The 26654-nt window shown below is 74.0% G+C and carries 21 protein-coding genes; 10 read left to right on the forward strand and 11 right to left on the reverse strand.

The features are described 5' to 3' along the window. Positions 1-70 precede the first annotated feature (70 nt). A complete protein-coding gene (locus tag ABZ497_RS29550) occupies positions 71-1012 on the forward strand; it encodes an ADP-ribosylglycohydrolase family protein (protein WP_359809582.1) in 942 nt (313 codons plus the stop codon). A gap of 502 nt (positions 1013-1514) precedes the next feature. On the opposite strand, the gene ABZ497_RS29555 is transcribed toward ABZ497_RS29550, so the two are convergent. Beyond that, on the reverse strand, positions 1515-2651 hold the full coding sequence (locus ABZ497_RS29555) for an ROK family protein (RefSeq protein WP_359809584.1): 1137 nt from the start codon (positions 2649-2651) through the stop codon (positions 1515-1517). A 69-nt stretch (positions 2652-2720) separates the two neighbouring features. Between ABZ497_RS29555 and ABZ497_RS29560 the strand changes: the two genes are divergently transcribed. Both ABZ497_RS29560 and ABZ497_RS29565 read left to right on the forward strand, forming a co-directional pair. Then, a complete protein-coding gene (locus ABZ497_RS29560) occupies positions 2721-3815 on the forward strand; it encodes a Gfo/Idh/MocA family oxidoreductase (protein ID WP_359809586.1) in 1095 nt (364 codons plus the stop codon). Beyond that, positions 3812-4303, forward strand: a complete 492-nt coding sequence (locus tag ABZ497_RS29565; RefSeq protein WP_359809588.1) for a heme-degrading domain-containing protein — start codon at positions 3812-3814, stop codon at positions 4301-4303. The genes ABZ497_RS29560 and ABZ497_RS29565 overlap by 4 nt, the downstream gene beginning before the upstream one ends. A 210-nt stretch (positions 4304-4513) precedes the next feature. Here the strand turns inward: ABZ497_RS29565 and ABZ497_RS29570 are convergent, their stop codons facing one another. Beyond that, on the reverse strand, positions 4514-4975 hold the full coding sequence (locus tag ABZ497_RS29570) for a hypothetical protein (protein ID WP_359809589.1): 462 nt from the start codon (positions 4973-4975) through the stop codon (positions 4514-4516). 111 nt (positions 4976-5086) lie between these two features. Then, on the reverse strand, positions 5087-13147 hold the full coding sequence (locus ABZ497_RS29575; RefSeq protein WP_359809591.1) for a DNRLRE domain-containing protein: 8061 nt from the start codon (positions 13145-13147) through the stop codon (positions 5087-5089). Between the two features lie 1234 nt (positions 13148-14381). Between ABZ497_RS29575 and ABZ497_RS29580 the strand changes: the two genes are divergently transcribed. Beyond that, positions 14382-15548 (forward strand): GDSL-type esterase/lipase family protein, encoded by a 1167-nt coding sequence (locus tag ABZ497_RS29580; protein WP_359809631.1) that lies wholly within the window; start codon positions 14382-14384, stop codon positions 15546-15548. A 135-nt stretch (positions 15549-15683) separates the two neighbouring features. Here the strand turns inward: ABZ497_RS29580 and ABZ497_RS29585 are convergent, their stop codons facing one another. The 4 genes from ABZ497_RS29585 to ABZ497_RS29600 all read right to left on the reverse strand — a co-directional run bounded on the left by ABZ497_RS29585 (position 15684) and on the right by ABZ497_RS29600 (position 19112). After that, on the reverse strand, positions 15684-16595 hold the full coding sequence (locus ABZ497_RS29585) for an alpha/beta hydrolase (protein ID WP_359809593.1): 912 nt from the start codon (positions 16593-16595) through the stop codon (positions 15684-15686). Positions 16596-16599: 4 nt separating this feature from the next. Then, positions 16600-17241, reverse strand: a complete 642-nt coding sequence (locus ABZ497_RS29590) for a dihydrofolate reductase family protein (RefSeq protein ID WP_359809595.1) — start codon at positions 17239-17241, stop codon at positions 16600-16602. 414 nt (positions 17242-17655) lie between these two features. Beyond that, on the reverse strand, positions 17656-18066 hold the full coding sequence (locus ABZ497_RS29595; RefSeq protein WP_359809597.1) for a cupin domain-containing protein: 411 nt from the start codon (positions 18064-18066) through the stop codon (positions 17656-17658). A gap of 29 nt (positions 18067-18095) precedes the next feature. Next, the gene (locus tag ABZ497_RS29600; protein WP_359809598.1) at positions 18096-19112 is read right to left on the reverse strand and encodes a zinc-dependent alcohol dehydrogenase family protein; all 1017 of its coding nucleotides are present in this window, start codon (positions 19110-19112) and stop codon (positions 18096-18098) included. 225 nt (positions 19113-19337) lie between these two features. Between ABZ497_RS29600 and ABZ497_RS29605 the strand changes: the two genes are divergently transcribed. From ABZ497_RS29605 to ABZ497_RS29615, 3 genes are all read left to right on the forward strand, one after another. After that, a complete protein-coding gene (locus tag ABZ497_RS29605) occupies positions 19338-20249 on the forward strand; it encodes a helix-turn-helix transcriptional regulator (RefSeq protein ID WP_359809600.1) in 912 nt (303 codons plus the stop codon). Positions 20250-20758: 509 nt separating this feature from the next. Beyond that, entirely contained in the window at positions 20759-21727 is a 969-nt protein-coding gene (locus ABZ497_RS29610) for an LLM class F420-dependent oxidoreductase (RefSeq protein WP_359809602.1), read from the forward strand. Between the two features lie 314 nt (positions 21728-22041). Next, positions 22042-22461: a hypothetical protein gene (locus tag ABZ497_RS29615; protein ID WP_359809604.1), complete on the forward strand. Its 420-nt coding sequence runs from the start codon at positions 22042-22044 to the stop codon at positions 22459-22461. Positions 22462-22618: 157 nt separating this feature from the next. On the opposite strand, the gene ABZ497_RS29620 is transcribed toward ABZ497_RS29615, so the two are convergent. Both ABZ497_RS29620 and ABZ497_RS29625 read right to left on the reverse strand, forming a co-directional pair. Beyond that, positions 22619-22912 (reverse strand): STAS domain-containing protein, encoded by a 294-nt coding sequence (locus ABZ497_RS29620; RefSeq protein WP_359809606.1) that lies wholly within the window; start codon positions 22910-22912, stop codon positions 22619-22621. Between the two features lie 125 nt (positions 22913-23037). Continuing rightward, positions 23038-23472, reverse strand: coding sequence for an Hsp20/alpha crystallin family protein (locus ABZ497_RS29625; RefSeq protein ID WP_359809608.1), 435 nt, complete (start codon positions 23470-23472; stop codon positions 23038-23040). 109 nt (positions 23473-23581) lie between these two features. Between ABZ497_RS29625 and ABZ497_RS29630 the strand changes: the two genes are divergently transcribed. Beyond that, positions 23582-24271: a hypothetical protein gene (locus ABZ497_RS29630; protein ID WP_359809609.1), complete on the forward strand. Its 690-nt coding sequence runs from the start codon at positions 23582-23584 to the stop codon at positions 24269-24271. Continuing rightward, positions 24246-24488, forward strand: coding sequence for a hypothetical protein (locus ABZ497_RS29635; protein ID WP_359809611.1), 243 nt, complete (start codon positions 24246-24248; stop codon positions 24486-24488). The genes ABZ497_RS29630 and ABZ497_RS29635 overlap by 26 nt, the downstream gene beginning before the upstream one ends. A gap of 182 nt (positions 24489-24670) precedes the next feature. On the opposite strand, the gene ABZ497_RS29640 is transcribed toward ABZ497_RS29635, so the two are convergent. Then, positions 24671-25180, reverse strand: a complete 510-nt coding sequence (locus tag ABZ497_RS29640) for a hypothetical protein (protein ID WP_359809613.1) — start codon at positions 25178-25180, stop codon at positions 24671-24673. Positions 25181-25404: 224 nt separating this feature from the next. Continuing rightward, positions 25405-25965, reverse strand: coding sequence for a hemerythrin domain-containing protein (locus ABZ497_RS29645; RefSeq protein WP_359809615.1), 561 nt, complete (start codon positions 25963-25965; stop codon positions 25405-25407). A 284-nt stretch (positions 25966-26249) separates the two neighbouring features. Here ABZ497_RS29645 and ABZ497_RS29650 point away from each other — a divergent pair, with 284 nt between their 5' ends. Beyond that, the gene (locus tag ABZ497_RS29650; protein ID WP_359809617.1) at positions 26250-26573 is read left to right on the forward strand and encodes a plasmid stabilization protein; all 324 of its coding nucleotides are present in this window, start codon (positions 26250-26252) and stop codon (positions 26571-26573) included. The last annotated feature ends 81 nt before the right edge of the window (positions 26574-26654 follow it).

Consider the following 26654-nt stretch of genomic DNA (forward strand, 5'->3'; position numbering starts at 1 on the left):
GCAGGCACCGGCCGGTGGTGCCGCCGGAAACCGGCTGCGGCAGGACCGAGGGGGCTGTCAGGATGCCGGGATGACGACCATCTCCGCTGCTCGCGACTCGTTGGAAGGTTTGGCCCTGGGGGACGGATTCGGGGAGCGCTGGTTCCCCCTCTTCCGCTCGCCCAAGGAGGCGTTCGAACAGATCCGGGCCCGGCGCACCCCGGAGGAGGGGCCCTGGCACTGGACCGACGACACCGCGATGGCGCTGTCGGTCTACGGGATCCTGACCGCCTTCGACGCGGTCCACCAGGAGCGGCTCGCCGAGGCCTTCGCGGCCGCCTACCGGGCGGACCAGGGGCGCGGGTACGGGTACGGCATGCACGTGCTGCTGCCCGAACTTGGCGCGGACCCGGCGAGTTGGCGTACCGCCGCACGGGCGCTGTTCGACGGCCAGGGCAGCCTCGGCAACGGCGCGGCGATGCGGGTGGCTCCGCTGGGCGCCTGGTTCTGCGCCGACCTGGACGAGGCGGCCGAGCAGGCGGCGCTGTCCGCCGAGGTCACCCACGCACATCCGGAGGGCGTGGCCGGCGCGGTGGCCGTGGCCCTGGGAGCGGCCCTCGCCGCGCGTGGCCGCTCCGGGACGGCGCCCGGCGGCGCGGACCTGCTGGCCGAGGTCGCGGACCGCACCCCGGCGGGCGCCGTTCGCGACGGGCTGCGCCGGGCCGCCGGGCTGCCCGCCGCCACCGAGCCCTGGCGCGCCGCCGACCTGCTCGGCAACGGGCAGCGGGTCCGGGCGAGCGACACCGTCCCGTTCGCCCTGTGGTCCGCCGCGCATCACCTGGACAGCCTGGCCGACGCCCTCTGGACCACGGCGGAGGGCCTGGGCGACGTGGACACCACCTGCGCCATCACCGGCGGCGTCGTCGCCGCCCGCACCGGTCTGGCGGACGTGCCGCAGGCCTGGCTGGCCTGCCGCGAGCCGCTGCCCGCCTGGGTCGCCGAGGCGGAGTCGGAGTCGGAGGACCGGGCCTGACCCTGCGTGGGTTCGGGCCCGGTCCCGGCGATCGCCGGGACCGGGCCCCGGAGCGCCGGAGGACGACTGGCACCCGGATACCGCCGAACCCGTCGAACGTCGGCACCGCCTCGCCCGGCGGAGATGAGGGCAGCCGGTCAGGAGGTCGGTGATGAGCCGGTACGCGGTGCGGGCGGCGAGGTGGAGGGCGTGCTGGGGGACGGGGCTGCCGGTTTCGAGTCCTTCGAGGGCGCGGATGCGGCGCTCGGACCAGGTGAGAGTTTCGGGGGTGATGCGGGGGCCGTCGCGCGCGGGCGGGTGACGGTTGCCGTTCGGGGCCGCGACGACGCCACGGATCTGGGCGGTGAGGGCCGGTCCGGTGGCGATCAGTCCGAGGCCGGGGTTTCCGCCGTGGCCGCGGTGAGCCGGGACACGGCGCCGGCCCCCTGCGGGGGGCCACGGCTGACGCAGGAGGTCGTGGCCGCCGCCGGCCGCCATGAGCCACTGCGGCCAGCCCAGGCCGTCAGGTCCGGCGGCCGAAGAGTGGGCCGAGGACGAGTTCGGCGGCGCCGGCGGCGACGGCGAGGCGGCCGGCGGTGCTGACGGAGACCGGGACGGGCTGCCAGTCGGGGTCCGGGATCCGGGACTCGAGCTGTGCGGTGACGCCGGCGAGGTAGACGTCGGGGGCGGACAGGACGGCCCGCCCGCCGAGCACCACCCGGTCGATGTCGAGCAGTCGGACGAGGTTGGCGACGCCGACGCCGAGCAGTCGGGCCGCGGCGGCGTGGTCGGCGCGGCGCAGCTCGGCGAGGCAGAGCACCTCCAGGCAGCCGCGGTTGCCGCAGTCGCAGGGCGGTCCGTCGAGCTGGACGGTCTGGTGGCCGAACTCGCCGGCGTTGGTGCGGGTGCCGCGGTGCAGGGTCCCGTCGAGGAGCAGGCCCGCGCCGAGGCCGGCAGAGAGGTGGACGTAGGCGAGACCGCCACCGGGTCGCGGGGTGGTCGGGGCCTCGGCCAGGGCGGCGGTGTTGGTGTCCTTGTCGACGACGACGGGCAGGCCGTCCAGCCGGGCGGCGAGTTCGTCGCGCAGCGGGTAGCGGTCCCAGCCCGGGGAGTCCCGGGCGTCGAGGGGGGTGAACCAGTGCAGGACGCCGGCGGCGTGGTCGAGCGGTCCGCGGCAGCCGATGCCGGCCCCGAGCAGGCGGGCGCCCGGCGGCAGGTCGGCGGCGGCCCGGTGGATCCGCGCGGTGACGAGGCGGACGGCGTCGGCGGGGGTGAGGCCCCGCTCGACGGGTTCGGTGCGGACGTGGTGGTGGCGGCCCGCGAGGTCGACCAGCAGGACGGTGAGCTCGTCGCGTTCCAGGTGGACGCCGACGGCGCAGGCGGCTTCGGCGCGCAGCCGGAGCAGGGTGCGGGGCTTGCCGCCGGTGGAGGCCGCCTGGCCGGCTTCGACGATCATGCCTTCGGCGAGCAGCCGGGCGGTGATCTTGCCGATGGCCTGCGGGGTGAGGCCGGTCCGGGCGGCGAGTTCGACGCGGCTGCCGCCCTGCGGGGCGGCCCGGAGCAGGCCGAGGACGAGGGCGGCGTTGTGGTCGCGCAGTCCGGCCAGGTTGGTGCCGGCCGGTCGGTGGTGGCCGGCCGGGCCGGGGGGCGGCGTCGTCATGGGCTCATTCTGCCTGGGGCCGGGCGGTGGGGCTTGCACTTAGGAAACACCGTTGTTTAACTGGTTCGCATGACCTTCGAGAGCACCCCCGGTCCCGGGCACCCCGCCCTCCGCGTCGGACTGGTCGGCTACGGCCTGGCCGGAGCGGCCTTCCATGCCCCGCTGATCGCCGCCACGCCCGGGCTCCGCCTGGACGCCGTGGTCACGTCCGCGCCCGAGCGGCGCGAGCAACTGCGCCAGGACCACCCGCAGGCCCGCGTCGTGGACAGCGCCGAGCAGCTGCTGGCCGCTCCCTGCGCTCTCGACCTGCTGGTCGTCGCCTCCCCCAACCGCAGCCACGTGCCGCTCGCCCGGGCCGCCCTGGAGGCCGGGCTGCCCGTCGTGGTGGACAAGCCGCTTGCCGCCACCGCGGCCGAGGCGGCCGGCCTGGTCGAGCTCGCCGAGGCCCGCGGCCTGCTGCTCACCGTCTTCCAGAACCGCCGCTGGGACACCGACTTCCGCACCGTCCGGCAGCTGGTCGACACCGGCGCGCTCGGCACCGTGCACCGCTACGAGTCCCGCTTCGAGCGCTGGCGGCCGGAGCTGAAGGAGGGCTGGCGCGAGTCCGCCGACCCGGTCGACGCCGGCGGCATCCTCTACGATCTGGGCAGCCACCTGGTCGACCAGGCGCTCACCCTCTTCGGCCCGGCCGTCCAGGTGTACGCCGAGGTGGACGTCCGCCGCGCCGGCGCTGCCGTGGACGACGACGCCTTCGTGGCGCTGACCCACGCCGGCGGGGTCCGCTCCCACCTGTGGATGAGCGCGCTCGCCGGCCGGCTCGGACCGCGCCTGCGCGTCCTGGGCGACCGCTCCGCGTACACCGTGGACGGCATGGACCCGCAGGAGGACGCGCTGCGCGCCGGACAGCGCCCGGGCCCGGGCTGGGGCGAGGTGCCCGCGTCGGGGTACGGCCTGCTCGGCACCACCGACGGCGCCGCCGGGTACCCCTCGCTCCCCGGCGACTACCCCTCCTTCTACGCCGGGGTGGTCCGCTCGCTGCGCGAGGGCGGGCCCGCGCCGGTCGACCCGCGCGACGCCGTCGCGGCGCTGACCGTCCTGGAGGCCGCCCGCCGCTCGGCCGCCGAGGGCCGCACCGTCACCCTGACCGAGAGGGTCGCCCGATGACCCCCGACGAGGCCACCGCCCTGATCCAGCGGGTCGAGGACGAGGAGCGCCGACTGCGCCTGCCGCGCTTCGACAACGACGACGCCTGGCTGCTCGGCACCCTGCTGGTCGGCCTGGCGCGCGCCGAGGAGGCACCCGTGGTGGTGGACATCCGGCGCAACGGCCAGCAGCTCTTCCACTACGCGCTGCCGGGCAGTTCGGCCGACAACGACGCCTGGATCCTGCGCAAGGCCCGCACGGTGGACCGCTACGGCTGCTCCTCCTACCTGGTCGGCCTGCGCTTCGCGGCCAAGGGCCGGACCTTCGAGGAGGACTCCCGGCTCGACCCCGACACCTACGCCGCCCACGGCGGCGCCCTCCCGATCCACGTGCAGGGCGTCGGGGTGGTCGGCACGGTGGCCGTCTCCGGCCTCCCCCAGGCCGAGGACCACCGCCTGGTCGTCACCGCCCTCGAACGGCACCTGGACCGGCGCCTCGAAACCGTCTGACCCGCCGCCGGCCGCCCGCCGCCCCGGCGAGGCGGCGGGGGCCTGGACCTGGAGGGGGTGCGGCCCCCGCGCGCCTGCTCACCCGGCGACCGGGTCCGGGGTCTGAGGCCGTTGATCGTGGCGCCGCGCGGGGAGGACCCGCCGTCCCGGTGGCGGTTGCCGGCGATCGTCGCGGTTCCACGGGCCGGAAGGCCCCCGGCCGGCGTCCCGTCACCCGCCGGCGGCGGCCTCCCGGAGGCGGCGGATCTCGGGGTTGCGGCGCAGGTCGGGGAAGCGCTCGCAGAGGCCGCGCACCACCTCGCCGAGGAAGGCCCGGGTGGCGGACTCGAACTCGGCGTACTCCGCGCTGCCCTTGCCGTCCCGCTCCCGGTGGATCCGGACGGTCTCCTTGCCGCCCCGGCGTTCGAAGCGGTACTCACCGGCGCCCCCGGCGGCCGAGTAGCGGGCGCGCCCGGCTCCCGCCAGCTCCCCGGCCGCGGTGAACAGGCCGAGCGCGAGGTCCAGGACCGGCCCGGTGCCGCTGAAGTCGGCGCCCTCGACCCGGAACGTGTAGGGGCCCCGAAACGCCTCGCAGGTGAGGTCGTAGAGGTCCGCCGCGGCGAAGTCCATGGTGCCGCGGGGTCCGCGGTCGGCGCCGCCGGTGTCGGCGGCGGAGAAGGACAGTTCGATCATGATGCTCGCATTCTCGCAGGTGGGCGGGACGGCGGATCGCCGGGGGCTGATGCTCCAGCCCCCGGCGATCCGGGTCTCACGGTCGGGACCGTTCGGTCGGTGCGACCCCGGTCAGTACGGGTGCGCCGTCCTGGCCGTCCTCCGTCCCTTGTGCTGCTTCACGACGACGCGCAGCCGCGTGGTGTGCCGGCCGTTGCCGTCCCGGCCGATGATCCGGCCGAAGTCGTGCTCGTAGATCCGGCCGTCGCGGCCACCGGTGTTGGCCCGGCTCTTGCCCTTCTTGATCGTGGTGTGGATCAGGTACTTGACCTCGCGGACGTTGCGCGAGCGGAACCGGCTCTTGCCCGCCACGCGGGACTTCGCGCCGTGCCCGCCGAGGATGTGCGGCAGGTCGATGTGGCACGCGTTCTTGTTGTGCGCGACGACCCAGTCGTCACCGACCCGCACGCTGTAGGTGTGCTGGTCGCCGATGGTGAGGTTGACGACCAGCTGGTCGGCGATCTCGCCCCGGTCGGTGACCCGGGTGACCGGGACCGGGGTGCCGGCCGGCGTCACCAGGGAGTCGCCGACCCGCACCTGCGCGGCGTCGGTCCAGCCCTTGCCGCTCACCCAGACCGGGTGCTCGGCGGTGACCCGCAGCGCGGCCGCGGTGTCCGGGTCCCCGGTCGCGCTCGCCGTCGCCGTCGACGGATCCGCCGTCGCGGTCTCGATGTCGACCAGGTGCTTGGTGCCGTACCCGTAGATCACCGACAGCACCGGCTCCGGCCGGGTCTGACCGGTCGCCGGGTCGGTGGAGAGCACCAGGTCGCCGACCTGGACCTCACCGATCGGCAGCTGCCCGCCGTCGCCCATCAGCACCGGGGTGCCCGGGTCGAAGGAGTTGCAGCCGGTCCGGCGGAACACCGAGCGGACCCGGGAGGAGACGCGCCGTACGCGCGCCGCGCCCCGCGAGTAGCGGGCGGCCGCGAAGCCGGCCCGGACCGCCGTGTTGCCGCCGACCAGGCCGGCCGCGGCGGTGATGCTCATCTCGGCGGCCTTGCGCCAGTTGCCGGTCGCCGCGTACGAGACGGCGGAGACGGCGGCCGCGGCGGAGCCGATCGGGCCCGGGATGTACGACGCGACCTCGGCGACCTTGGCCACCACGTGCACGGTCTTCTTCAGCCACTTGGGCATGCCCCAGTGGCCGTCGAGGTCCGTGCAGTTGACCGGGTCGCCGGTGCAGTAGTCGTACGCGCCGGCGTTGCCGCCGGGCTCCGGGTCGACCTGGAGGAAGCGGCCCAGCGCCGGGCTGTAGAGGCGGGCACCCATGAGGATGTCGCCGTCCTGGGCCTCGGCGGAGCGCTGCTTGCCGCCCAGCCAGCCGTACCGCGCGGCGGCCTGGCCGTCCTGCGGGATGCCGAACTCGTCGAAGTCCAGCACGACCGGCTTGGTGAGCGCCGGGTCGGTCGTCAGCACGACGGAGCCGAACAGGTCGGTCAGTTGGAGCTGGACGTCACCGGTCCGGCTCGTGGTGGCCACCAGGTCGGTGTCCGGGCCCGATACGTTGCGGGTCACGGTGCCCTGGGTGGTGTCCTCGACGACCCAGCGGACCTCGTCGGAGTCGTCGCCGTAGTGGTTGAGCTTCGACGTGGCGTTGGCCCACGAGCCGTCGGTCTGCTTCTTGGCCGTGGTGAACGCGGTGAGGCGGTGGGCGGCGTCCTGGGCCCACTGCTGCCTGGTGTCCCCCTTCTCCTGGGCGGCGACCTTGTCGTTGGCCCAGTAGGTGTTGGTCGCGCCGGTCGCGGTGCGCACCGTCCGCCCGAAGGCGTCGTACCCGAAGCCGGGGTCGGTGAGCCGGTCGGCGGAGTCGTAGCCGTGGTTCTCGACGGTGGCCCCGGTCGTGCCGCAGGTGCCGTCGAGGGCCGAGGGCAGGGTGGTCTTCGACAGCCGGTTGGAGTGGGCGTCGAAGGCGTACTGCCGGGTCACGCAGCCGGTCGTGGTGGTCGACTGCTGGGCCTTCACCAGTCGGCCGAGCCGGTCGTAGCGGTAGGTGCGGGTGGCGGTGGAGCTGGTGTCCCTGGCCACCTGGCCCTGGGTGGAGACGTCGCTGGTCTGGGCCCAGACCACGGCGTTGTCGGAGGTGCGGGTGTAGGTGCGGCCGGTGGCCTCGCCGACCGCGTTGAAGGTGTCCCTGCGGACGATCCCGCCGGGATAGGTCTGCTCGACCAGTTGGCCGTCCGGACCGTAGGCGGCGGTGAACTCGCCGGCCGTGCTGTCGTTGACCGAGGTGACCAGGCCGCGCGGCTCCTTCGCGCGGTCGTAGGTGTAGGTGGTGGACCCGGTCGGGTCGGCGACCTTCACCGGCTTGCCGAAGGCGTCGAACTCCGTGGTGGTGGTGCCGCCGTCGGCGTCCGTGTAGGAGACCAGCCGGCCCAGCTGGTCCATGACCCGGGTCAGCGACTTGCCGTCGGCCGTGGTCCGCACCGCGTCACCCGTGGCCGGGTCGTACTCGGTGGTGACCTTCGGCATCGCCACGCCCTCGTCCGAGGTGATCTCGGTCGAGGTGATCCGGTCGGCGCCGTCGTAACCGACGACCGTCCTGCGCGACTTGCCCGCGTTGGTCTCGGTGGTCTCCTCGGGCTCGCCGAACGGCGAGTACCGGGTGACCCGCTTGACGGGCAGGGTGGTCGGCATCCGGGTGCCGTCGGCATCGGTGACCGCGCCGCCGGGCAGCGTGGCGCACGGGCTGCCCGCCCATTCGGGGCGGTTGGCGCAGGCGGGGTCCTCCGGGTTGGCACCGGCGGTGTAGAACACCGACCTGACCGTCCCGGCGTCGCCGCCCGTCGAACCCGGCTTGCGCGACTCCACGGCGCGGCCGGCGGCGTCGTACCGGATGGTCGCCGTCAGCTTGGCGCCGAGCGCGTCGGTGGTCACCGAGGTGGCCGCCTTCAGCGTCCAGCCGGCGGTGCCGCCGATCGGGGCGTCGTAGCCCGTCCTGGTGACCCGCAGCTCGACGTCGTCGGCGTAGCCGTCGATCCGGGCGCCGTCGGTGCTGGTGGTGACCAGGTGGTAGGCCTTGCCGTCGGGCTTGCCCTCGTCGTAGGTGTTGGTGTTGTGGTCCCGCGCCACGACCGGCGTGCCGGCGGCGAGCGTGGGGTTGAGCGTGGTCTTGGTCAGGGTGACCCGGTCCAGACCCGCCTGGTAGGAGGGCGCGACGGCCGCCGGGTTCTTCCCGGTGACGGTGAGCCGCAGCTCGTGGTCGCCGCGGGCGAGCCGGCCGGTCGGACCGGCGGCGAACGGGGTGGTGGTGACCGCCGCGCTGTAGCCGTCGAAGGGGGCACCGACGTTCTGGCCGTCGACCGACAGCTGGACGATGCCGTAGTCGGCCGCCTTGGTCAGCAGCGCGCCGAGCTGGTACGTGCCCTCCTCGGGGACCGAGATCCGGAAGGAGGCGTTGTCCCCGACCGCGTCGGCGGCGAGGAACACCTGGCCGCCGCCGGACCAGCCGGCCCCGGCGCAGCAGGTGGCCAGGGTCTGGACGCGCACCGGGTCGGTGGCGCCCAGCTGGACCAGGCTCTCGCCCTCGGCCGTGACGGTGACGGGTGCGGTCTGGCCGTCGACCTGCTCGGCGAGCGAGGCGCGGTAGACCGGTCCGAGCGTCTCGGTGACGTCGAGGCCGTCCGGCGTGTAGAGGGTCCGGGAGTCCAGCAGACGGGCCCGGGACGCGGAGTCGGCGGGCAGGTTCAGTTCGGCCGCGAGGCGTTCGGTGTCCGGGTGGGTGCCGAGCGCGATGGCGCGGTTGGTGGCCTCCAGGGTGCGGACGGCGTGACCGTAGCGGTCGTACTCGGTGGTGTCGATGTCGCCGCCGGGGGTGGTCGACGGCGTCGCCGTGTTGACCTCGTTGCCGGAGGCGTTCAGGTAGTGGACGACGGCCGGCCGGTAGCCGTCCGGTCCGGGCCTGGCCGCCGTGGCGGTGCCGGTGCCCGGGTCGTCCTCGGGGCCGTAGACGGCGGTGGCGTCGGTCGGCGCGTCGGTCTGGGCCCAGGCGGCCACGTCCGGGCCGCCCAGGTCGTACGGACCGCCCGTGGCGCGCGTCAGCGGCACGTCGTAGACGACCTTGCTCGCGGTCTCACCGCTGACCTGGTCCTTGCTGCCCCTGGCCAGGGCCGCGCGACGGACCTTCAGCAGGCGTCCCGGGTCCTGGTCCGCGGCGGCCCTGCCGTAGTCGAGGTTCCACGGCAGCTCGCCCGCGGGGGTGATCCGGGTGACCCGTCCCGCGTCGTCGTAGTCGTAGGCGGTCTTCAGCGGCTGGGCCAGGCGGGGGTCCCAGACCTGGGCCAGGCGGCCGCGCTCGTCGTAGACGTAGTGCGCGACCTCGACCGCCTCCTGCTTGGCGGTCACCGGGTTCCAGGACCAGACCTTCACCGACCGGATCCGGTCGGTGAAGTCGCCCGGGGCCGCGGCCGTCGCGGTGGTGGCGGACGCGTAGTCGTAGTCGGTGACCTCGCAGCCGCGCGGCAGCGGGTCGACGGTGCAGCCGTTCGCGTCGTCGACACCGGGCTCGACCGGGGCGATCACCCGCTTGACGAGCGAGCGCCGGTCGGTGGAGTCGTAGACGTAGCGGGCGGTGGACCCGGCGTCCGGCCCGGTGGAGGACTGGACGCTGTACACGTCCGAGCCGGCCTGGCGGGCGAACACCGTGGCGGACCCGTCCAGTTCGGACAGCGTGTAGGTGTCGCCGGTCGCCTTCAGGACGAGGTGCTCGGCGCCCGGCTCGGGGAAGAGCGTGCCGTCCTGCGCCCGCGCGAAGGTGAGCGAGGTGTCGTCGAGGCCCTTGAGGACGGCGGCGTCCGCGCTCGGGAAGGCCAGCGACACGTAGTCGGCGGACTCGCCGTGCGCCCCGCCGGCCCACTGCGGGCCGAACGGTGCGACCAGTTCGCGCACCGACATGCCGTCGAAGTAGACCGGCTTGTCGGCGTTGTCCGAGTGCCCGTTGTAGAGCCGGATCTGCGCCTCGGTGGCGTCCGCGGCGAGCGTGACGTCGGTGGTCAGCTCGGCCCAGGCGTCGGTGTACGGCGCCTTGCGGGAGACGGTCGTGGTCAGCGCGCCGGCCTTGCCGTGGACGGCCACGATCCGCATGCCGCGGTCGTCGAGGCCTGCGGTCAGCCCGGTCGAGGAGGGCACGTACACCCAGGCCTTGACCCGGTAGGTGTGGCCGGGCTTCATGCCCAGCTGGAGGCCGCCCGAGCCGCCGAGCAGCGCGTAGGTGTCACCGCTGCGGTTGGCGTCCGGCAGGACCTTCAGCGAGTCGGTCGAGCCGCCCTGGCCCCGGTCGGTGGCCCGCACGGCGGTGCCCGGGGTGGCCAGGAAGCCGGTGGTGTCGGTGGAGACCTGCTGCTGGTTGGCGGTCAGCCGCTCGCCCTGTTCCTGCCAGCCGCGGGTCGTGCCGCGGGAGGAGGAGGAACGCGTGGTGGTCATGCCGAACTCGTCGGTGTCGGTGACGTCCACCGAGTAGTCACCGGTGAGCAGGTTGACGGAGCCGGGGCCGACCTCGACGCCGGTGGCGCCGTCGGCGTTGGCGTCGGCGGTGAAGGTGGACCAGGCCGTCGGGTAGGCCGGGTCGCTGTCCTGGTCCGTGTAGAGCAGCGCGCGGACCTGTACGACGCCGCCGATCTGCCCCAGCGACTCCAGCACCGACCAGTTGGCGTGACCTCCGAGTTCGGCGAGCCGCGGCCGGGTGCCGGCGGTCGGGGTGTTGTCGGCCTTGGTGAGGTGGGCCGCAGGGATGTCGTACTCGGTGGCGCCGGGGCCGCGGCGGTACTGCCAGGTGACCCGGGTGTACTGGGTCTGGGCGTCGACCGCGAGCTTGACGCGCTTGGCGGTCTCGGAGCCGTCGACCGGGGAGCTGACGCCGGCCCGGCCGACCCGGAAGGTGTGGACGGCCGGGTCGGAGAGGTTGTCCGCCCGGTCCTTGGTCTGCACCTTGAGGGTGTGCGTGCCGTCGGTGGGCGGGGTGATCGACGCGGTGGTCGCACCGGTCGCGTCGACCGTCACCGGTGCCTTGCCGTCCAAGGTGTAGACGTAGCCGACCACGTCGTCGGTGCCGGCCGGCGGGGTGAGGGTGAACCGTCCGGTCTGGCCGGCGGCGCCGTGCCACACCTCGTCGGCGGGGTAGTCGGCGGAGGTGACGAACGGCGCGCCCGGCCGGGTGGTGTCGGCGACGACGACCACGTCCTGCGGGGCCCACGGCGAGTTGTCGGTGCCGTCCCAGAGCCGGGCGCCCATCGAGTACTGCACGCCCTCGTCGAGCTTGGCGAGGCCGAAGTCGGCCGGCTTCACCTGGGCGTAGCTGCCGTTCGGGACCTCCTTGTACACGCGCTTGACGAGGACGCCGGCGCGGTAGAGGTCGAAGTCGGCGCCGACCTTGCCGCCGCTGTCCGGGTCACTGGCCAGGACCTGGAAGGTCGGGGTGGCCGAGGAGGTGAAGCGGGGGTTGCCCTGGCGGGCCGGGAACACGTCGACCGCCGGCGGCGCCGCGGGGACGGTGTTGTAGGTCACCGACAGGAACGGCGGGTGGCCGCCCTGGGAGGAGTCGAAGCGCTTCCACGAGTACGGGCTGGTCTCGGTGGAGGCGCGCAGGCCGAGGGCGTTGTTGGCGTAGCCGTTGTCGGACCAGGCGGTGACCAGCGAGGTGACGTCCTGGGCGACCCAGGCGTCGCCGCAGCCGGCGTTCTCGTTGCCCTTGGTGGCGTTGCTGACCGCCCACTGCTTGTTCCAGTTGGGCTGGTTGGTCCACCGGGAGCCGGTGGAGGCGAGGCCGGTGTCCCAGACCTCCCAGGACCAGGGCTCGCAGGACCACGAGTGGGTGTTGTACAGGTTCAGCTTCGCCGAGAGGATGTGCTTGCCGTGGTACGGACCCTCGGGGAAGTGCAGGAAGGAGCGGGCGACCTGGCCGCTGCCGTTGTTGCCGAGCTTCAGCTCGGTGGCGGACGACTGGTCGGTGGTCCAGCCCTGCTGGACGAAGGTGTCGAAGGAGGCGCCGACGGTGAGCGCCGGGTCGATCGTCACCGGGTAGCTGGTCGCCGGGTCGCCGAGGAAGCCGGCGTCCGGGGTGAAGACCAGCTCGGCCTCCGCGCCGGCACCGCGCAGCTCCATCGCGACGGGCGCGCGGCGGTTGTGCTCCAGCGACTGCGGGTCGACCGCCGCGTCCCACATCACGGGGGCGGGGATCTTCGCCTGCACCTTGCCGGACGGACGCTCGGTCAGCTCGATCGAGCCGTCGTCCTTGCGGTCGACGTCCAGGCCGCTGGTGTCGATCGGCAGCACGACGGTGCCGGCCTGGGAGACGGCCGAGCGGTCCTTGACGATCAGGTACTGCTCGAAGCCGGTCCGGGTGGCCTCCAGGACGAGGTCCACTCCGGGGCGGGCGTCGACGTAGGTGGCCCGGCTGCCGTCGAGCCTGGGCTTGGGCAGGCGGCCGAGCCAGCCGAGCTGCACCTGCTGCTCGCCGGCGCCGATCTTGACCAGCTCGCGCTCGGCGGGCTTCTCGGCGGCGGGGTTGGGCGCGGCGGTGGCAGCGGCGGGGGCCGAGTCGGCGGGCTTGGCGAAGGCGGAGCCGGGGCCGGGCGCGGTGGGCAGCTGCGGCCGGGCCTCGTCACGGCCGGCCCGGGCGTCGGCCGCAGCCGCGTGCGCGGAGGCGCCGGTGGCGGGGGCTTCGGCGGCGGGGGTGCCGGCGGCGGGTATACCGGTCCCGGGCGCGCCGGCGGGCGGGGCGACGGCGTCACCGGTGCGCACGCCGGGGTCGCCACCGGTGAAGGTCAGGCCCTCCGGGTGGACCTTCGGCGCGACCTTGCCGTCCGGGGTCTCCACCAGCGTGGTGTCGACCGGGACCCAGGCGTCGCCGACCTTGACCCGGACCGGTCCGGTCGCGGTGTCCTGGGTCAGCGTCCCCGCGGGGTCGGCCCAGAGCGTGGTGGTGGCGGTCCGGGCGCCGGTCACCTCGACCCGGTGGCCGTTCAGCCGGGCGGCGAGCAGGGCGGAGGCCGCGTCGGGGGCCTCGTTGACGGGTGCGGTGGCCGTGGCCTTGGGGTCGGTCGCGGGTGCGGCGTAGGCGGAGTCGGCGGTCAGCGCATCGAGCGCGACCCCCGTCTCCACCAGTAGCGCGAGCGCCGCCAGAACGGCTGTCCGCCGCATCCGGCGCGTAGTGAAGGCCCCGCCCCCAAAAACGGGCGGGGCCTGCTTCCTCGATGGCAAGAGAGTTTTCTCCACGAATAGTGATGGCAAAGAAGTCGTGCCACACCAAGATCGCAGAGCGGCTGACCGGGAATCCCCGGATCCGGATATCGAATCGGCAAAGATTGGCCGACCGATGCCCACTTTGCCCCGATATTACATAAAATGCTGACTGCATGTCAGTTGGCCGGGAAAGGAGACGCTTTGCTCGCCGACGCCCGACCCGCACCCCCGCAGATCGGCGGGGGTCGGCGATCATGATTTGACGGCAGACGATCATGTTGTGGATAGTCATTTCCGGGCCGACCGGGGGCGATGCCGACTCCCGCTCGGACGCTACGAGCACGGGGGTGGGATGCGATGTCCGAAGGCCCTGGGGATGGCGCCTTCGGCGGCACCGCGGTCGCCCCGGCGACGGCCACCTGCGCCGAAGGCGGGCAGCTGCGGCCGGCGGGACGTCGTTCCCGCAGGTCGTCGCGGACCGGGTCGCGTTCCGGGTCGCGTTCCGGGGCGGCGACGTCCCCTCGCCCCCGCGTCCGTTCGATCCGGCCGACACCGTGGACCACCTCGGCGGCGCACGATTCGCCGGGAAACCCGCGTCCGGTTATCACGGGTCGGCCGGGAGCGGTCGGGCCATGCTCCGGAATCATCGCGACTACGACATCCGGATTGACCCACCGAATATCCCGCCCGCTACGGCGGCGGAGAAACGCACGGCATTCCTCGACGCCCCCGGATCGAATCGCCAGGCGGCCGGCTGGTCAATTCCGGCGGGTACGATCCGCAGCCGGATCCGGACGAGGCTAACGTCCTTTCTTCTCCGCGGAGTTTCCGGTCCGGCAGTACCCGCGCCGGTCGAACGGCACGCCTTGGACGGCCCAGGACAGCACCGGCACGCCGAACGCCTTCCCGGTGCTGGACCACTCCGGGCTGCCCTCCGCGGCGAGCGTCTCCCGCCCGCCCTCGGCGTGGCACGGGACGCCGCCGGGCTGATTCCCCGTCGCAGCCCCGCCCCGTCCTCGGCGCCGATTCAGGTACGTACCCCCTCGGGATCCGACCGGCGGACCGGCACGACCCGCACCCGGCCGACACCACATCACCGTCGCGGTGACTAGGTTCGTGGTGGGGCCCGATGCCTCCGGCCGGGCACCCGCCCGGCCGGACGGGCCGGAGTCGAGGAGCGGTGACAGTGACGATGCGGGAGTATCCGCTGGTGGGCGGTCCGGTCGAGGTACGGGGGGCGCTTGATCTGGAGCGGACGCCGGCCGGGGTGATGCCGCGCCGGCTGCCGGCCTGGACCAAGGAGCAGTACCAGAACCCGTCGGTCTACGGGGGAACGGTGATGCCCTCGGGCGTGCGGCTGGTGTTCCGCACCGAGGCGCGGGTGCTCGAGTTCGAGGTGCTCACGTCCACGGGACAGCTCGACGGCGACCCGGAGCCCCGGCCGACCGGAATGCTGGACCTGACGGTGGACGGCGTCCTGGTCGGGCGGCAGCGAGCGCCGTTGGGCAACGTCATGCGGATGGCGGGCCCCGGGGCCGAGCAGCGGCTGATACCGGGGAAGCCGGGGACGGCGCGCTTCGCCGGACTGCCGGCCGGGATGAAGGACGTCGAGCTGTGGCTGCCGCAGCAGACCCCCACGGAACTGGTGGCGCTCCGCGCCGACGGCGAGGTCCTGGCACCCCTTCCCGACGGCCGGCCCCGGTGGGTGCACCACGGCAGTTCCATCAGCCACTGCCTCGAAGCCGACGGTCCCACCGGCACCTGGCCCGTGGTCGCGGCGTCCATCGGGGGCGTGGAGGTGACCAACCTCAGCGAGCCGGGCAACGCCATGCTGGACCCCTACGTCGCCCGAACGATCCGCGACCTGCCCGCCGACCTGATCAGCCTCAAGACCGGCGTCAACATCGTGGGCCTGGCCACCTTCCGCCTGCGGACCTTCGGCCCGGCGGTGCACGGATTCCTGGACACCATCCGGGACGGCCATCCCGAGACCCCGCTGCTGGTGATCTCCCCGGTGAGCTGCCCCGCGCTGGAGGATCGTCCCGGCCCGACCACGGTGGGCCCGGACGGAAGGATCACCGCGCTCGGGGACCCGGCCGACCTGGCCCGGGGAGCGTTGTCGCTGCAGGTGGTCCGTGACGAGCTGGCGAGGATCGTCGCGGCCCGGCAGGCCCACGATCCTCACCTGCACCACCTCGACGGACGCGACCTCCTCGGCCCGGCCGACGTGGACGACCTCCCCGACGGGCTGCACCCGTCCGCCGCCGCCTACCGCCGCATGGGCGAACGCTTCGCCGCCCACGCCTTCGCCGCCGACGGCCCGTTCCGCGCCCGCCCCCGCACCCGGCCGGCCGAGTGAGCCGTCCGGGGGTGCGGCGCCCGGCGAGCCGGGTCCGAGGAGCCCGGGGCCGTCCGAGGCGTTCCCGGGCAGCCTCCGACCCCGGTGGCGCCGAGGCTGGCGGGTGCGCGGTGGACCGGTGGTGGGTGGGGGCGTTCACCGTGGACGGCCGCCGCGCGGGGCGGACCCGTCCGGAGGCGGGAGCCGCGCAGCACCGGCCGTCCGCTGTCCGAGCGCGAGCATCGCCTCGCTGACCTCGCCGAGGGCCGCGTCCGGCATCGCGGTGGCGGCGTCTTCGAGAACGAGCAGTCGTGCCCGGGGGATCGCGCGCGCGATCGCCTCGCCGTTGCCGACGGGGAAGAACGGGTCGCGGCGGCCGTGGACGACGAGGGTGGGGATCCTGATCTCGGGCAGGCGCTCGCGCCAGCGGGGCCGGCAGTCGAGCTTGGAGAACGTCATCCGCAGCTGGTTGGCCGTCTGGACCGGGGGTGCGGTGCCGGGGGTGCGGTCCCAGATGCGCGCGGCGGTCGCGCGGGCGGCGGCGGGGTCGTCGCCGAGGATCTCGGCGCCGGTGGCGGCGAACTCGGCGACGGCCCGGCGGTCGGTCCAGTCGGGCATCGGGCGTGCGAACAGCCGGCTCATGGTCGCGGGGTCGTGGTCGGGGAGGTCGTCGTCGGGCGGGCCGGGGGCGACGGGGCGGGTGCCGACGAGCGTGAGCGCCGAGAAGCTGTCCGGGTGGTCGAGCACGGCGACCTGGGCGACCATGCCGCTGACGCCGATGCCCGCGAGGTGGGCGGGGCCCCCGCCGAGCGTCTCGGCGAGGGCCGCCGCGTCGGCGGCGAGGTCGCGCAGGGTGTAGTCGGGTGCCTGCGGATCCGCGGTCGTCGACTCCCCGTTGTCGCGCAGGTCGTAGCGCACCACGCGGCGTCCGCCGGCGGCGAGGCGTTCGCACAGCGCGTCGGGCCAGGAGAGCATCGTCGTCCCGCCCGCGAGCAGGACGAGTGGCGCGTCCTCGCGGCCGAACGACTCGATGCCCAGGGCGGTCCCGTTGGTATGGACGACGGTCATCGGGTCACCGGGACTCGTCGCGGCCGAGACCGCGGTCGGGCGCGCTCATGTCGCCCGTCGCGGGCGTGCCGTCGGCGAGCCCGTAGCGCAGGTAGACGGTGCCCTCCGGACCGGCGACCGGCGGTTCGAGGAGGGTGAGGTTCGTGGGCACCGCGCCGCCGTCGAACACCTTCTTCCCGACGCCGAGCGTGATCGGGTGCACCCAGAGGTCGAGACGGTCGAAGAGCTTCTCCCGCAGGAGGGTCTGCACCAGGTCCAGGCTCCCGACGACCTTCACGTGCTCGTGCCGCTCGCGGATCTCGCGCACCGCGCCGGCCAGGTCCGGGCCGAGCCGGGTGGACCCGGCCCACGGGAGGTCGGGCGTGCCCCGGGAGGCCACGTACTTCGGGACGCGGTTGAAGAGCTCGGCGATCTCGCCGTCCTTCTGGTGCGGCCAGTAGGCGGCGAAGATGTCGTACGTGCGCCGGCCGAGCAGCAGGGCGTCGGTGCCCTCGTACGCGGCGACGATCTGCGCGCCGGTGGCCTCGTTCAGCAGGGGCGCCTGCCAGCCGCCGAACGGGAACCCCGCCGGGTCCTCGTCGGGTCCGCCGGGCGCCTGCGCGACGAGGTCGAGGGTCGCGAACAGCTCGATGTGGATGAGTCCCATGTCTGTACTCCCGATGAGTCGGTGATCCCGGTCGAGATATAGACCTGCCGGGGCCGGAAAACTCATCGCCGCGCCGGAACCCGGTTTCCGTATCCGCCGGTCCGCCGTCCGGGCCGTCCGCGGTGCCGGCCGCTCTGGGGGAGTCGCTGCTGTCGAAGCTCCGTATGGCGACCATGATCGTACTGGCCGATCACTACCGTGTCGTCTCCCCGGGTGATCGCGACCCGGCGACGAGTCGGTCGGGGGAAGCGGACAGGGAGCGGTGGTTTGCCGGACGGCCGCTCCCGGGGCCGCGGTGCGCGGGGCGTGCGGTCGGGGGCGATCGGGACGCGAGGGTGGAACGCGGCGGTCAGTCCCGAGACGGTGAAGTCGACGACGTCGCCGCCGTAACCGGTGACCGCGATGACGCCCGTGTCAGTGGGTGGCCGGAGTCGCGGTGTACTCCTCGTCGGTGACGGGGCTCAGCCACTGCACGACGTCGTGGTCGTCGTCGCCCTCGTTGATCGCGAGGTGGACCATGAGCCGGTTCGACGCCGCGCCGTGCCAGTGCTCCTCGTCGGCTTCGAACAGGACGCGGTCGCCGGGCCGGATGACCTCGACGGGTCCGCCGCGGCGCTGGCACAGGCCGATGCCCTCCGTGACGAAGACGGTCTGGCCCAGCGGGTGGCGGTGCCAGTGGGTGCGGGCGCCGGGCATGAAGTGCACCAGGTTGGCGGTGACCCGGGAGGGCGTGGGCGCGGCGGCGACGGCATCGATGTAGACGTCGCCGGTGAACCAGTCCGCTGGGCCCTTGGCGGTGTCGATCGAGCTTCGGGTGATCTGCACGTGTGCTCCTTGTACGGGGGCGGGGGCTGTCAGGGGGTGAGGAGGGTTTTGATCGCGCGGCGCTCGTCCATCGCCCTGTAGCCCTCGGCGACCTGGTCGAGGGGCAGGGTGAGGTCGAAGACCTTGCCGGGGGCGATCCGGCCGGTGAGGACGCGTTCGATCAGGTCGGGCAGGTAGCGGCGCACCGGGGCGGGGCCGCCGCGCAGGCCGACGTGGGAGAAGAACAGTTCCTGCCCGTCGAGGGCGACCTCGTGCGGGACGCCGACGAAGCCGACACTGCCGCCGGGGCGGGCGGAGTGCAGCGCCTGCTGCATGGACTGGGCGGTGCCGACGCACTCCAGGACGCTGTCGGCGCCGATGCCGCCGGTCAGTTCCTTGATCCGGGCGATGCCGTCCTCGCCGCGTTCGGTGACGATGTCGGTGGCGCCGAAGGCCCGGGCGAGGTTCTGCCGGGAGGCGTGGCGGGACATGGCGATGATCCGCTCCGCACCGAGCTCCTTCGCGGCGATCACCGCGCACAGGCCGACCGCGCCGTCACCGACCACCACCGCGGTCGAGCCGGGTCGGACGCGGGCGGCGTCGGCGGCCCACCAGCCGGTGCCCATCACGTCCGAGTTCGCCAGCAGGCCCGGCCAGAACTCCTCGCCGGGGACCTCGTCCAGGGCGACCAGGGTCCCGGCGGCGTTCGGGATGCGCACGTATTCGGCCTGGCAGGTGGACATGAACTCCCGGTGCAGGCAGTTCGACTGGAAGCCGTTGCGGCAGTTCGGGCAGGTGTTGTCGGAGGTCGCGAACGAGCCGACCACGAACTGGCCCGGCCGCAGACCGGTCACCTCGGAGCCGACCTCCTCCACGAAGCCGACGTACTCGTGGCCCATCGGGTGCGGATCGCCGATCGGCTCCGCGCCCCGGTAGGGCCACAGGTCGGAGCCGCACACGCAGGTGACGGCCGTGCGGATGACCGCGTCGGTGGGGTGGAGGATCTTCGGGTCGTCCAGCGTCTCGAAGCGGACGTCACCGGGGGCGTGGATCACTGCGCCGCGCATGGGGATCTTCCTTCGCGTTCCGGGGCGCGGCGGCCGGGCGAGCCGGCCGCCGCCGAGTACGGGTCGGGCGCACACTCCGCTCGGTCCGCTCGGTCCTGTCGGCTCCGAGGCGGAGAGCGCCACGTGATCCAGGAAACCCGGTGCCGGCGAGCGCAGCGAGCCACCGTCGAGGGGCGTACCGGCAGTACACCCCTGCGCCGCCCGGATCGCCGTACCGTCGAAGGCGTGGACAACAGCCAGGAGGTCCGCGAGTTCCTCACCTCGCGGCGCGCGAAGATCACCCCCGAACGGGCGGGCATGCCCGCGGGCTCCCGCCGCCGGGTGCCCGGCCTGCGGCGCAGCGAGGTCGCCGCCCTCGCCGACCTGAGCGTCGAGTACTACGCCAAACTGGAACGCGGCAGCCTCGCCGGTGCCTCGCCCGCCGTCCTGGAGGCCGTCGCCCGCGCCCTGCAGCTCGACGACGCCGAACGCGCCCACCTGCTGCGCCTCGCCCAGGCCGCCGACGGCTCCTACGTCCTCGCCCGCCCCCGCCGCCGCACCGGCGGCCGCCCGTGGACGCCGCGCCCCAGCCTGCAGTGGATGCTCGACGCCGTCACCGCCGGGCCGGCGTTCGTCCGCAACGGCCGTATGGATCTGCTCGCCGCCAACCAGCTGGCCCGCGCGTTCTACGCCGAGGTCTACGACACACCCGGCAACCGGAACAACCTGGCCCGGTTCAACTTCCTCGACCCCGCCTCCCGCCGCTTCTACCCCGACTGGGACCAGGCCGCCGACATCGCCGTCGCCATCCTGCGCACCGAGGCCGGCCGCGACCCCCACGACAAGGACCTCCACGACCTGGTCGGTGAGCTCTCCACCCGTAGCGACGAGTTCCGGACCCGCTGGGGCGCCCACGACGTCCGTCATCACGGCACCGGCACCAAACGCTTCCACCATCACGCTGTCGGCGACCTCACCCTCGCGTACGAAGGCCTGGAGCTGGCCGCCGAACCCGGCCTCACCCTCACCGTCTACTCCGCCGAACCCGGCTCCGCCTCCGACGAGGGCCTGCGTCTGCTCGCCTCCTGGGCCGCCACCCGCGAAGCCGGGAGTGGCTTCCGGCAGACCGAACAGTCGGCGTCGACTCCTCACGAGTGAGCACGTCCCACTGTGTGGACCCTGAATCCGGGATCGGCACCGCCCCCCAAGACGGCCGGGCTCCTCACGCTCGTCGACGTGAGGAGCCCGGGCATCAGCGCACGCCCGCCGCCTGCCGTCCCACCCTGACCGGGACGAGACGCCGTCCAGGTGCGCCCTCCTTGGCGTCGAGGAGGACGAAGCCCGACATGGAAGTGGCCTGACCGCGTGACGAGGCCGGCGGAGACACAGGGTGGATCTCCGTCGGCTTCGTCGTTGTCGCGCGGCCCGCCCGGCCGACGACCGGTTGAAGGACGGGCCCTCGGACACGCCTCAGGCCCCCGTCGGTGTCCAGCGTCCTCCGGTCGGGGTGCCGCCGAGGCCTGGACGACCGCCGCCCTGTGGCGCAGCCACGGCCCGCGTCGGGCGGGCGCTGGCAGGTGGCCGCTGCCGCTGCCGGCATCCGGGGGCCCCGGATGGGACGGGGCCGCTCGGTGTGAGGGCCGCGGTGATCGGGCAGGCGCGGGGTCATGGTGAGAATCGGATACACGATGATGACCGAGCAGCGCGGCCCGCGTGACCTGGTCGCGGACGTGGTGCGCGCCGAGCAGGGCGGGTTCGACTTCTCGGTGATCTCGGACCACTCCTTCCCCTGGCTGGACGAGCAGGGTCACGCCCCGTACGCGTGGGCGGTGCTCGGTGCCGCCGCGCAGGCCACCTCCCGGATCCCGCTCATGACCTACGTGACGTGCCCGACGTTCCGCTACCACCCCGTGGTGGTGGCGCAGAAGGCCGCCACGCTGCAGTTGCTGTCCGAGGGCCGCTTCCGGCTCGGGCTGGGCAGCGGCGAGAACCTCAACGAGCACGTGATCGGCCGGGGCTGGCCGGCGGTACCGGTGCGCCAGGCGATGCTCGACGAGGCGGTACAGATCATCCGGGCACTGTTCGACGGCGGGTACGTCACCCGGCGGGGCCGGTACTTCGACGTCGAGGGTGCCAGGCTGTGGGATCTGCCCGACCGGCCGCCGCCGATCGGGGTGGCGGTATCAGGGCCGGACTCCTGCGAGCTTGCCGGCCGGCTGGCCGATCTGGTGATCGCCGTGGAGCCGGACCAGGCGCTGATCACTGGGTTCGCCGAGCACGGCGGCGCCGGAAAGCCGGCCGTGGGTCAGCTTCCGGTGTGCTGGGACACCGACCGGGACACCGCTGTCCGGCGGGCCCACGAGCAGTTCCGCTGGTTCGGCGGCGGTTGGAAGGTCAACGCCGAGCTGCCCGGGACGGCGGGGTTCGCCGCCGCGAGCCGCTTCGTCCGCCCCGAGGACGTCGCCGAATCCATTCCGTGCGGTGACCGGGTCGACGACTTCGTCGAGGCGGTGCGGCCGTTCGTCGACGCCGGGTTCGACGAGGTGGCCCTCATACAGGTCGGCGGCGACAGCCAGCCCGCGTTCCTCGACTGGGCCGAGGGCACCCTGCTGCCGGCCTTGCGTGAGGCGTTCTGAAACCTGGGCGGCTCGGTCACGCCGCGGCTCCGCCGGGCACAGGACGGTCGGGGCATGCTCGACGACGCCCTCGCCAAGGCGCTCGCGGACCGCCCTCCCGGGCCGATCGTCGATCTGACGGGCGTGACCTGGTCCGGGGGAGGCGCCGGTGCACACGGACAGAACCGACGTCCCCCGGAGGGAGATCGTCGGGGAGGCGGCCCGGCCGCTCGAAGGACCGGTCGGACCAGGCCGGCCCACCTGCCCGCACGCTCAACCCGTCCCCGCTGACACCGCCGACCGGCGCGCTGGGCCCTGCCGATACACTTCCCGTCATGAGCATGGTCATGGCGGTCGAGCGCGTCATCCACGAGGCGGAACTCCAGCTCACCGACGGGACCTGGGAACTCACCGCGACCGACTCCGCTCTGGCCCGCAAGACCGCCGCAGCCCTCGATGCCGCCATCGGCCCCGCCGACACCCACCAGGCGCTGTCGAGGATCGAGCGGCTCGCCGCACTGCGCGAAGCTCTCGCGGCCCTGGCACTGACCATCGCCCGCACCCATGGCCACCTCGCCTGGTTCCTCGCCGACGCCAGCAGCCACCTCGCACCGGTCCTTCACTGGCGCGCCCTGGACGCCCCCGGCAACCGCAGCTTCGGCGCCGTCCTCCCCACCGGCGACGAACTCGCCGACGCCGAGGCCGCCGCCCGCCTCCTCGCCGCCATGCTCACCCGCGGCAGCCATACCACCTGACCGGCCGGGTGGGCGCCGAGGAGGGTCAGGACGATCCGGGCGGCCCGTTCGGCCTCCTGGGGATGTCGTAATCACCGCGTTCCCGGATTCCGCCAGGAACGCCTCCCAGGGAAGAGTCACCGCGATTCTCCCTCCACCCCCAAAAGCCGGTGTCCGGTCAGGGCGGCACGGCCAGGCGCCGGTGCAGACCGGTGAGCCGCAGCAGGCGGATGACGCAACGCCCGGCTCCGCGCACGATCAGGCGCCTGCCGTTGCGGTCGGCCTGGTTGCAAGCCTGGACGAGGGCGCCCAGGCCCGCGCAGTCCATGAACGTCACCTCCGACAGGTCGAGGACCACCTCCCGGTGCGACTCGAGCGCGGTGGCCAGGGCATGGCGCAGGGCCGGGGCGGTGGCGAGGTCGACCTCGCCGTCCGCCCGCACGATGAAGGGTTCGCTGCTCCGGCTGTTCATGGCGTTTCCGCGTCGCTGCGGCCAGGCCGGTCCGGGCGGGCCGGCCTGCGGTCGGGGGTGTTCCGGCCGCCCCCTCGATCGAGGGGGGAGAGATCGGGGGCGGCGCGGAACGGCATCGGGGCGGGTCAGGCCTGGATCTGCGTGCGGCTTCCGCTGTGGCTGATCGCGACCTTGCGGGGCTTGGCCCTCTCGGTGACCGGGATCTTCAGGGTCAGCACGCCGGCGTCGTAGTCGGCGGTGATCCCGGCGGGGTCGAGGGTGTCGGACAGCATGACCTGGCGGGAGAACACCCCGAGCGGGCGCTCGGACAGCTCCCACTTCACGCCCTCGCTCTCGCGGCGGGGGCGACGCTCGGCCTTGACGGTCACCATGTTCCGTTCGACGTCGATGTCGATGGCTTCCGGGGCCACCCCGGGCAGGTCGAAGCAGATCACGTACTCGTCCCCGGCCCGGTAGGCGTCCAACGGCATCGATGCCGGCCGCGACCAGGTTCCCGTGTTGCCCAGGAACTGCTGGGTCAGCCGGTCCAGCTCGCGGAACGGGTCAGTGCGCAGCAGCATCGCGAAACACCTCCACAGATCGAACGGGTGCCAGTGCGCTTCGTCTGAGACCGTTGTAGCGCGTCATCCATCCGATGACAAGTCGCCGCGTCGCCTATAGAGTGACTGCATGAACGACAAGCCCCGCAGACCCGCCCCCGACGGCCCCCGGCCGGTCGAACCCGCCTCGTTCCTGGCGGCCGCGGCGGCGCTGGCCGCCATCGACGACGCCGTCCGCACCGCCCGCGACCCCGGTACACAGCCCCCGGGCGCCCTTGACGCGCAGGACGGCCCCGAGCCCGCTCTGGCCGCACTCGTCCTGCTGCGGGAGCTGCGTACCGAGCTCGCCGGCTGGGAGGCCGGACTGGTGCGGACCGCCCGGGAGGCCGGTGCCACCTGGGCCGACCTCGCCCACCCCATGGGCGTCGCCAGCCGCCAGGCGGCCGAGAACCGCTACCTGCGCCTCAAGCCCGCCGCAGGCCGCACGACGCGGGCCGGTACCGGCGCGGAACGCGTCAAGGCCGTCCGTGACCGCCGAGCCGCCGACCGCACCGTCACCGCCTGGGCCCGTGACAACGCCGCCGAGCTGCGGGTCCTCGCCGCCCAGATCACCACGACCGCGCTCGCCCCCGACGCTCGCCCCGCCCAGGCCGCCCTGACCGCCGCCCTCGGCGCCACCGACCCCGCCGACCTCATCGAGCCCCTCGCCGCCGTCCGCCCCCACCTCGGCGCCGGCCAGGACGACCTCGCCACCCGCCTCGACGCCCTCACCCACCACACCACCCAGCTCCGCGATGACAGCGACCAACGCCGCGCCTGATCCCGTCGCCGAGGAGCGCTGGCAGGAGCTCCTGGACCGGATTCACGACCTCGAAGCACGAGTGGCCGCCACCACGGTCGCCGTCACCACCGCCCTCGACTCCCACCTGGCCCGGCTCGACACCCTGCGCCACCAGCTCGCCCGACCTGACTGGTCACTGCTCGCCCCCGATGCAGGCGGCCCCCGGGCCACGCCGGCGAGCGACCAGCACGCCTGACCCGGCCAGCCAGCAGGCCCGACCCGGCCGGGAGGCGCCCGCGGCCCGCGACCGCCGTAGGTCCGCGCCCGTGTCCCACCGGCGCGCCCCGGCGGCGGTCAGCGCCAGTGGCCTCCAGCGGTTTCCAGCGGTCTACCAGCTCCAGGTGGCCCCGATGTCGGACGCTCGGCCGGCCGGCGGCATCACGCCGTCGGGGCGCCCTCGACGTCCAGCCGCTCCCCGAGCCGGGTCCGGTGCAGGGCGGCGACGGGCTCCAGGAGGTCGGGGTGGCGCAGCAGGACGGCGGCCTCGGTGTCGCGGATGCCGGGCTCGGTGAGGCGTCGCAGGGCTCCCGCCCCGGTGTGGTGCTCGGTCGTGGCGAGGGTCTGGTGGGCATGCGCGGCGAGGGCGGGGTCGGCGAGGAAGCAGGCGGCCCAGCTGACCACGGTCTCGTCCACCCAGGTCCGCCACGCGGCGTCGTCCGGACGGGGGTCGTGGCCGGCGAGCCGGTCGAGCCGGTCGGCGCCGCCGGGGCCGAGCAGGTCCAGGAGCTGGACGTCCATCGGGGTGGGGTAGCACAGGGCGGCTGCCAGGGCGGTCGCCTGCCGGGCCTGGCTCTCGGCGAGTGCGCGGCTGAAGGCGCCGGCCGGGGGAGGGTAGGCGTTCAGGAGCCAGCGGGTGCAGGAGGCTATGACGGGTGACAGGTCGGGCACGGGGATCGGTCCCTCGGGGAGGTGCTCGCCTGGTCCGGTGCCGGTGGTGCGAGCCGTCCGGTGCGGAGCCGCGCTGCCCCGCTCGTGGCCGCCCAGTGTAGGCCGCTTCCTTGCGGGGGCGGCATGACGGGCATCACGCCGGCCCGATCCTGGCGTCGGGGCAGGGCGGGCCGTGCGACGGCCCCGCCCCGACGCCAGGACCGTCGGCCGGTCGCGGGGGTGGATCAGGACTTGCCGCGGCCGGTGACGAAGTCGCGGGCCCGGTCGACCAGGCCGACACCGGGAGCGAGCAGCTTGCTGGCCGCGGGGCTGTCGGGTGCGGCGGGGTGGGGGCGCGTCGGCGCCATGGACTTGGCCCGGCGGATCTTGTCACCGAGGTCGTTCAGCTGCTCCGGCGTACACGCTTGGCGCAGCATGGGGAAGAGGTTGTGCTCCTCGTCCTGGACGTGTGCCGCGACCTCGTTCATGAGCCGCCGGAGCAGGGGGCTCATCTGCGGGTCGTCCGTCTTCGTGTTCTCCAGCTTCTTGAGGAGTTCCTCGACCCGGCCGTGGTCGGCGATCTCCTTGTCCGCGAGCCGGTCGCCGCCCTGGACGTGCTCGCGCACCGCCGGGTAGAGGTACTGCTCCTCGGCGACGGAGTGCCGCACCAGCTCGATGGTGACCTCGTCGACCACGTCCCGCAGCTGCTGGCCGCCGCCCGTCATCGCCTGGATCCGGGCGAACATCTCCTCCACCTCCCGGTGGTCGGCCATCAGTTCGTCGATCACGTTTCCGCCGTGTCCCATGAAACGCCTGCCTCTCGTTCGTTCCGTCCGGGCCGGGCTGGTCCCGGCCACCGGCAGTCGTTCCCCGGCGGGCGCGTGCGGTGGGCGACGGCGACGCCACCTCACCCGAACGGAGGCCGACCGCGGCCAGGTCCCCGGGCCCGGCCCCCGAGGCCGGAGACGGGCCCCGGCACGCGGGGGCAGCGCGGCACGGCGCACCGCCGGGACGGGCACGGGCGGGCCCGCGAGTCGGCCCTTACGTTCGGGGTAGACGCCGCTGCGGAGCACCGTCAGAAGGAGGAGTCATGCCTGCCGGATCGAGCAAGAAGCGTGAACGCCAGTACGAGCACATCAAGGACAGTGCCCTGGACCGCGGGGAGGGCAAGAAGCGGGCCGAGGAGATCGCGGCCCGGACCGTGAACAAGGAACGGGCCCGGCACGGCGAGTCGAAGACGGCCAGTCGCTCCTCCACCCACGACACCTCCTCCTCCCGGCACGGCGGCCAACGTTCGCACTCCGGCTCCCAGGGGCCGACGAAGGAACAGCTGTACGACGAGGCCAAGCAGCGCAACCTCCACGGCCGCTCGAAGATGACCAAGAAGGAGCTCGCCAGCGCTCTCGGCCACTGACCGACCGCCGCCCGCGCCCCCTGAGGGCCCCGGTGCCACCGCGCAGAAGTTGCCTCCCGACCGCCGGGGCCGGTGATGGAA

Source organism: Kitasatospora sp. NPDC005751 (genome assembly GCF_040630835.1).
Lineage (GTDB): Bacteria > Actinomycetota > Actinomycetes > Streptomycetales > Streptomycetaceae > Kitasatospora.

Bases quoted from the DNA above. Each gene is read 5' to 3' on its own strand.
- ABZ497_RS29570 (WP_359809589.1), bottom strand. From the start codon at position 4,975: ATGATCGAACTGTCCTTCTCCGCCGCCGACACCGGCGGCGCCGACCGC.
- ABZ497_RS29585 (WP_359809593.1), bottom strand. From the start codon at position 16,595: ATGACCGTCGTCCATACCAACGGGACCGCCCTGGGCATCGAGTCGTTC.
- ABZ497_RS29575 (WP_359809591.1), bottom strand. From the start codon at position 13,147: ATGCGGCGGACAGCCGTTCTGGCGGCGCTCGCGCTACTGGTGGAGACG.
- ABZ497_RS29565 (WP_359809588.1), top strand. From the start codon at position 3,812: ATGACCCCCGACGAGGCCACCGCCCTGATCCAGCGGGTCGAGGACGAG.
- ABZ497_RS29630 (WP_359809609.1), top strand. From the start codon at position 23,582: ATGAACGACAAGCCCCGCAGACCCGCCCCCGACGGCCCCCGGCCGGTC.
- ABZ497_RS29600 (WP_359809598.1), bottom strand. From the start codon at position 19,112: ATGCGCGGCGCAGTGATCCACGCCCCCGGTGACGTCCGCTTCGAGACG.
- ABZ497_RS29590 (WP_359809595.1), bottom strand. From the start codon at position 17,241: ATGGGACTCATCCACATCGAGCTGTTCGCGACCCTCGACCTCGTCGCG.
- ABZ497_RS29610 (WP_359809602.1), top strand. From the start codon at position 20,759: ATGGTGAGAATCGGATACACGATGATGACCGAGCAGCGCGGCCCGCGT.
- ABZ497_RS29560 (WP_359809586.1), top strand. From the start codon at position 2,721: ATGACCTTCGAGAGCACCCCCGGTCCCGGGCACCCCGCCCTCCGCGTC.
- ABZ497_RS29555 (WP_359809584.1), bottom strand. From the start codon at position 2,651: ATGACGACGCCGCCCCCCGGCCCGGCCGGCCACCACCGACCGGCCGGC.
- ABZ497_RS29625 (WP_359809608.1), bottom strand. From the start codon at position 23,472: ATGCTGCTGCGCACTGACCCGTTCCGCGAGCTGGACCGGCTGACCCAG.
- ABZ497_RS29650 (WP_359809617.1), top strand. From the start codon at position 26,250: ATGCCTGCCGGATCGAGCAAGAAGCGTGAACGCCAGTACGAGCACATC.
- ABZ497_RS29615 (WP_359809604.1), top strand. From the start codon at position 22,042: ATGAGCATGGTCATGGCGGTCGAGCGCGTCATCCACGAGGCGGAACTC.
- ABZ497_RS29580 (WP_359809631.1), top strand. From the start codon at position 14,382: ATGCGGGAGTATCCGCTGGTGGGCGGTCCGGTCGAGGTACGGGGGGCG.
- ABZ497_RS29620 (WP_359809606.1), bottom strand. From the start codon at position 22,912: ATGAACAGCCGGAGCAGCGAACCCTTCATCGTGCGGGCGGACGGCGAG.
- ABZ497_RS29635 (WP_359809611.1), top strand. From the start codon at position 24,246: ATGACAGCGACCAACGCCGCGCCTGATCCCGTCGCCGAGGAGCGCTGG.
- ABZ497_RS29645 (WP_359809615.1), bottom strand. From the start codon at position 25,965: ATGGGACACGGCGGAAACGTGATCGACGAACTGATGGCCGACCACCGG.
- ABZ497_RS29550 (WP_359809582.1), top strand. From the start codon at position 71: ATGACGACCATCTCCGCTGCTCGCGACTCGTTGGAAGGTTTGGCCCTG.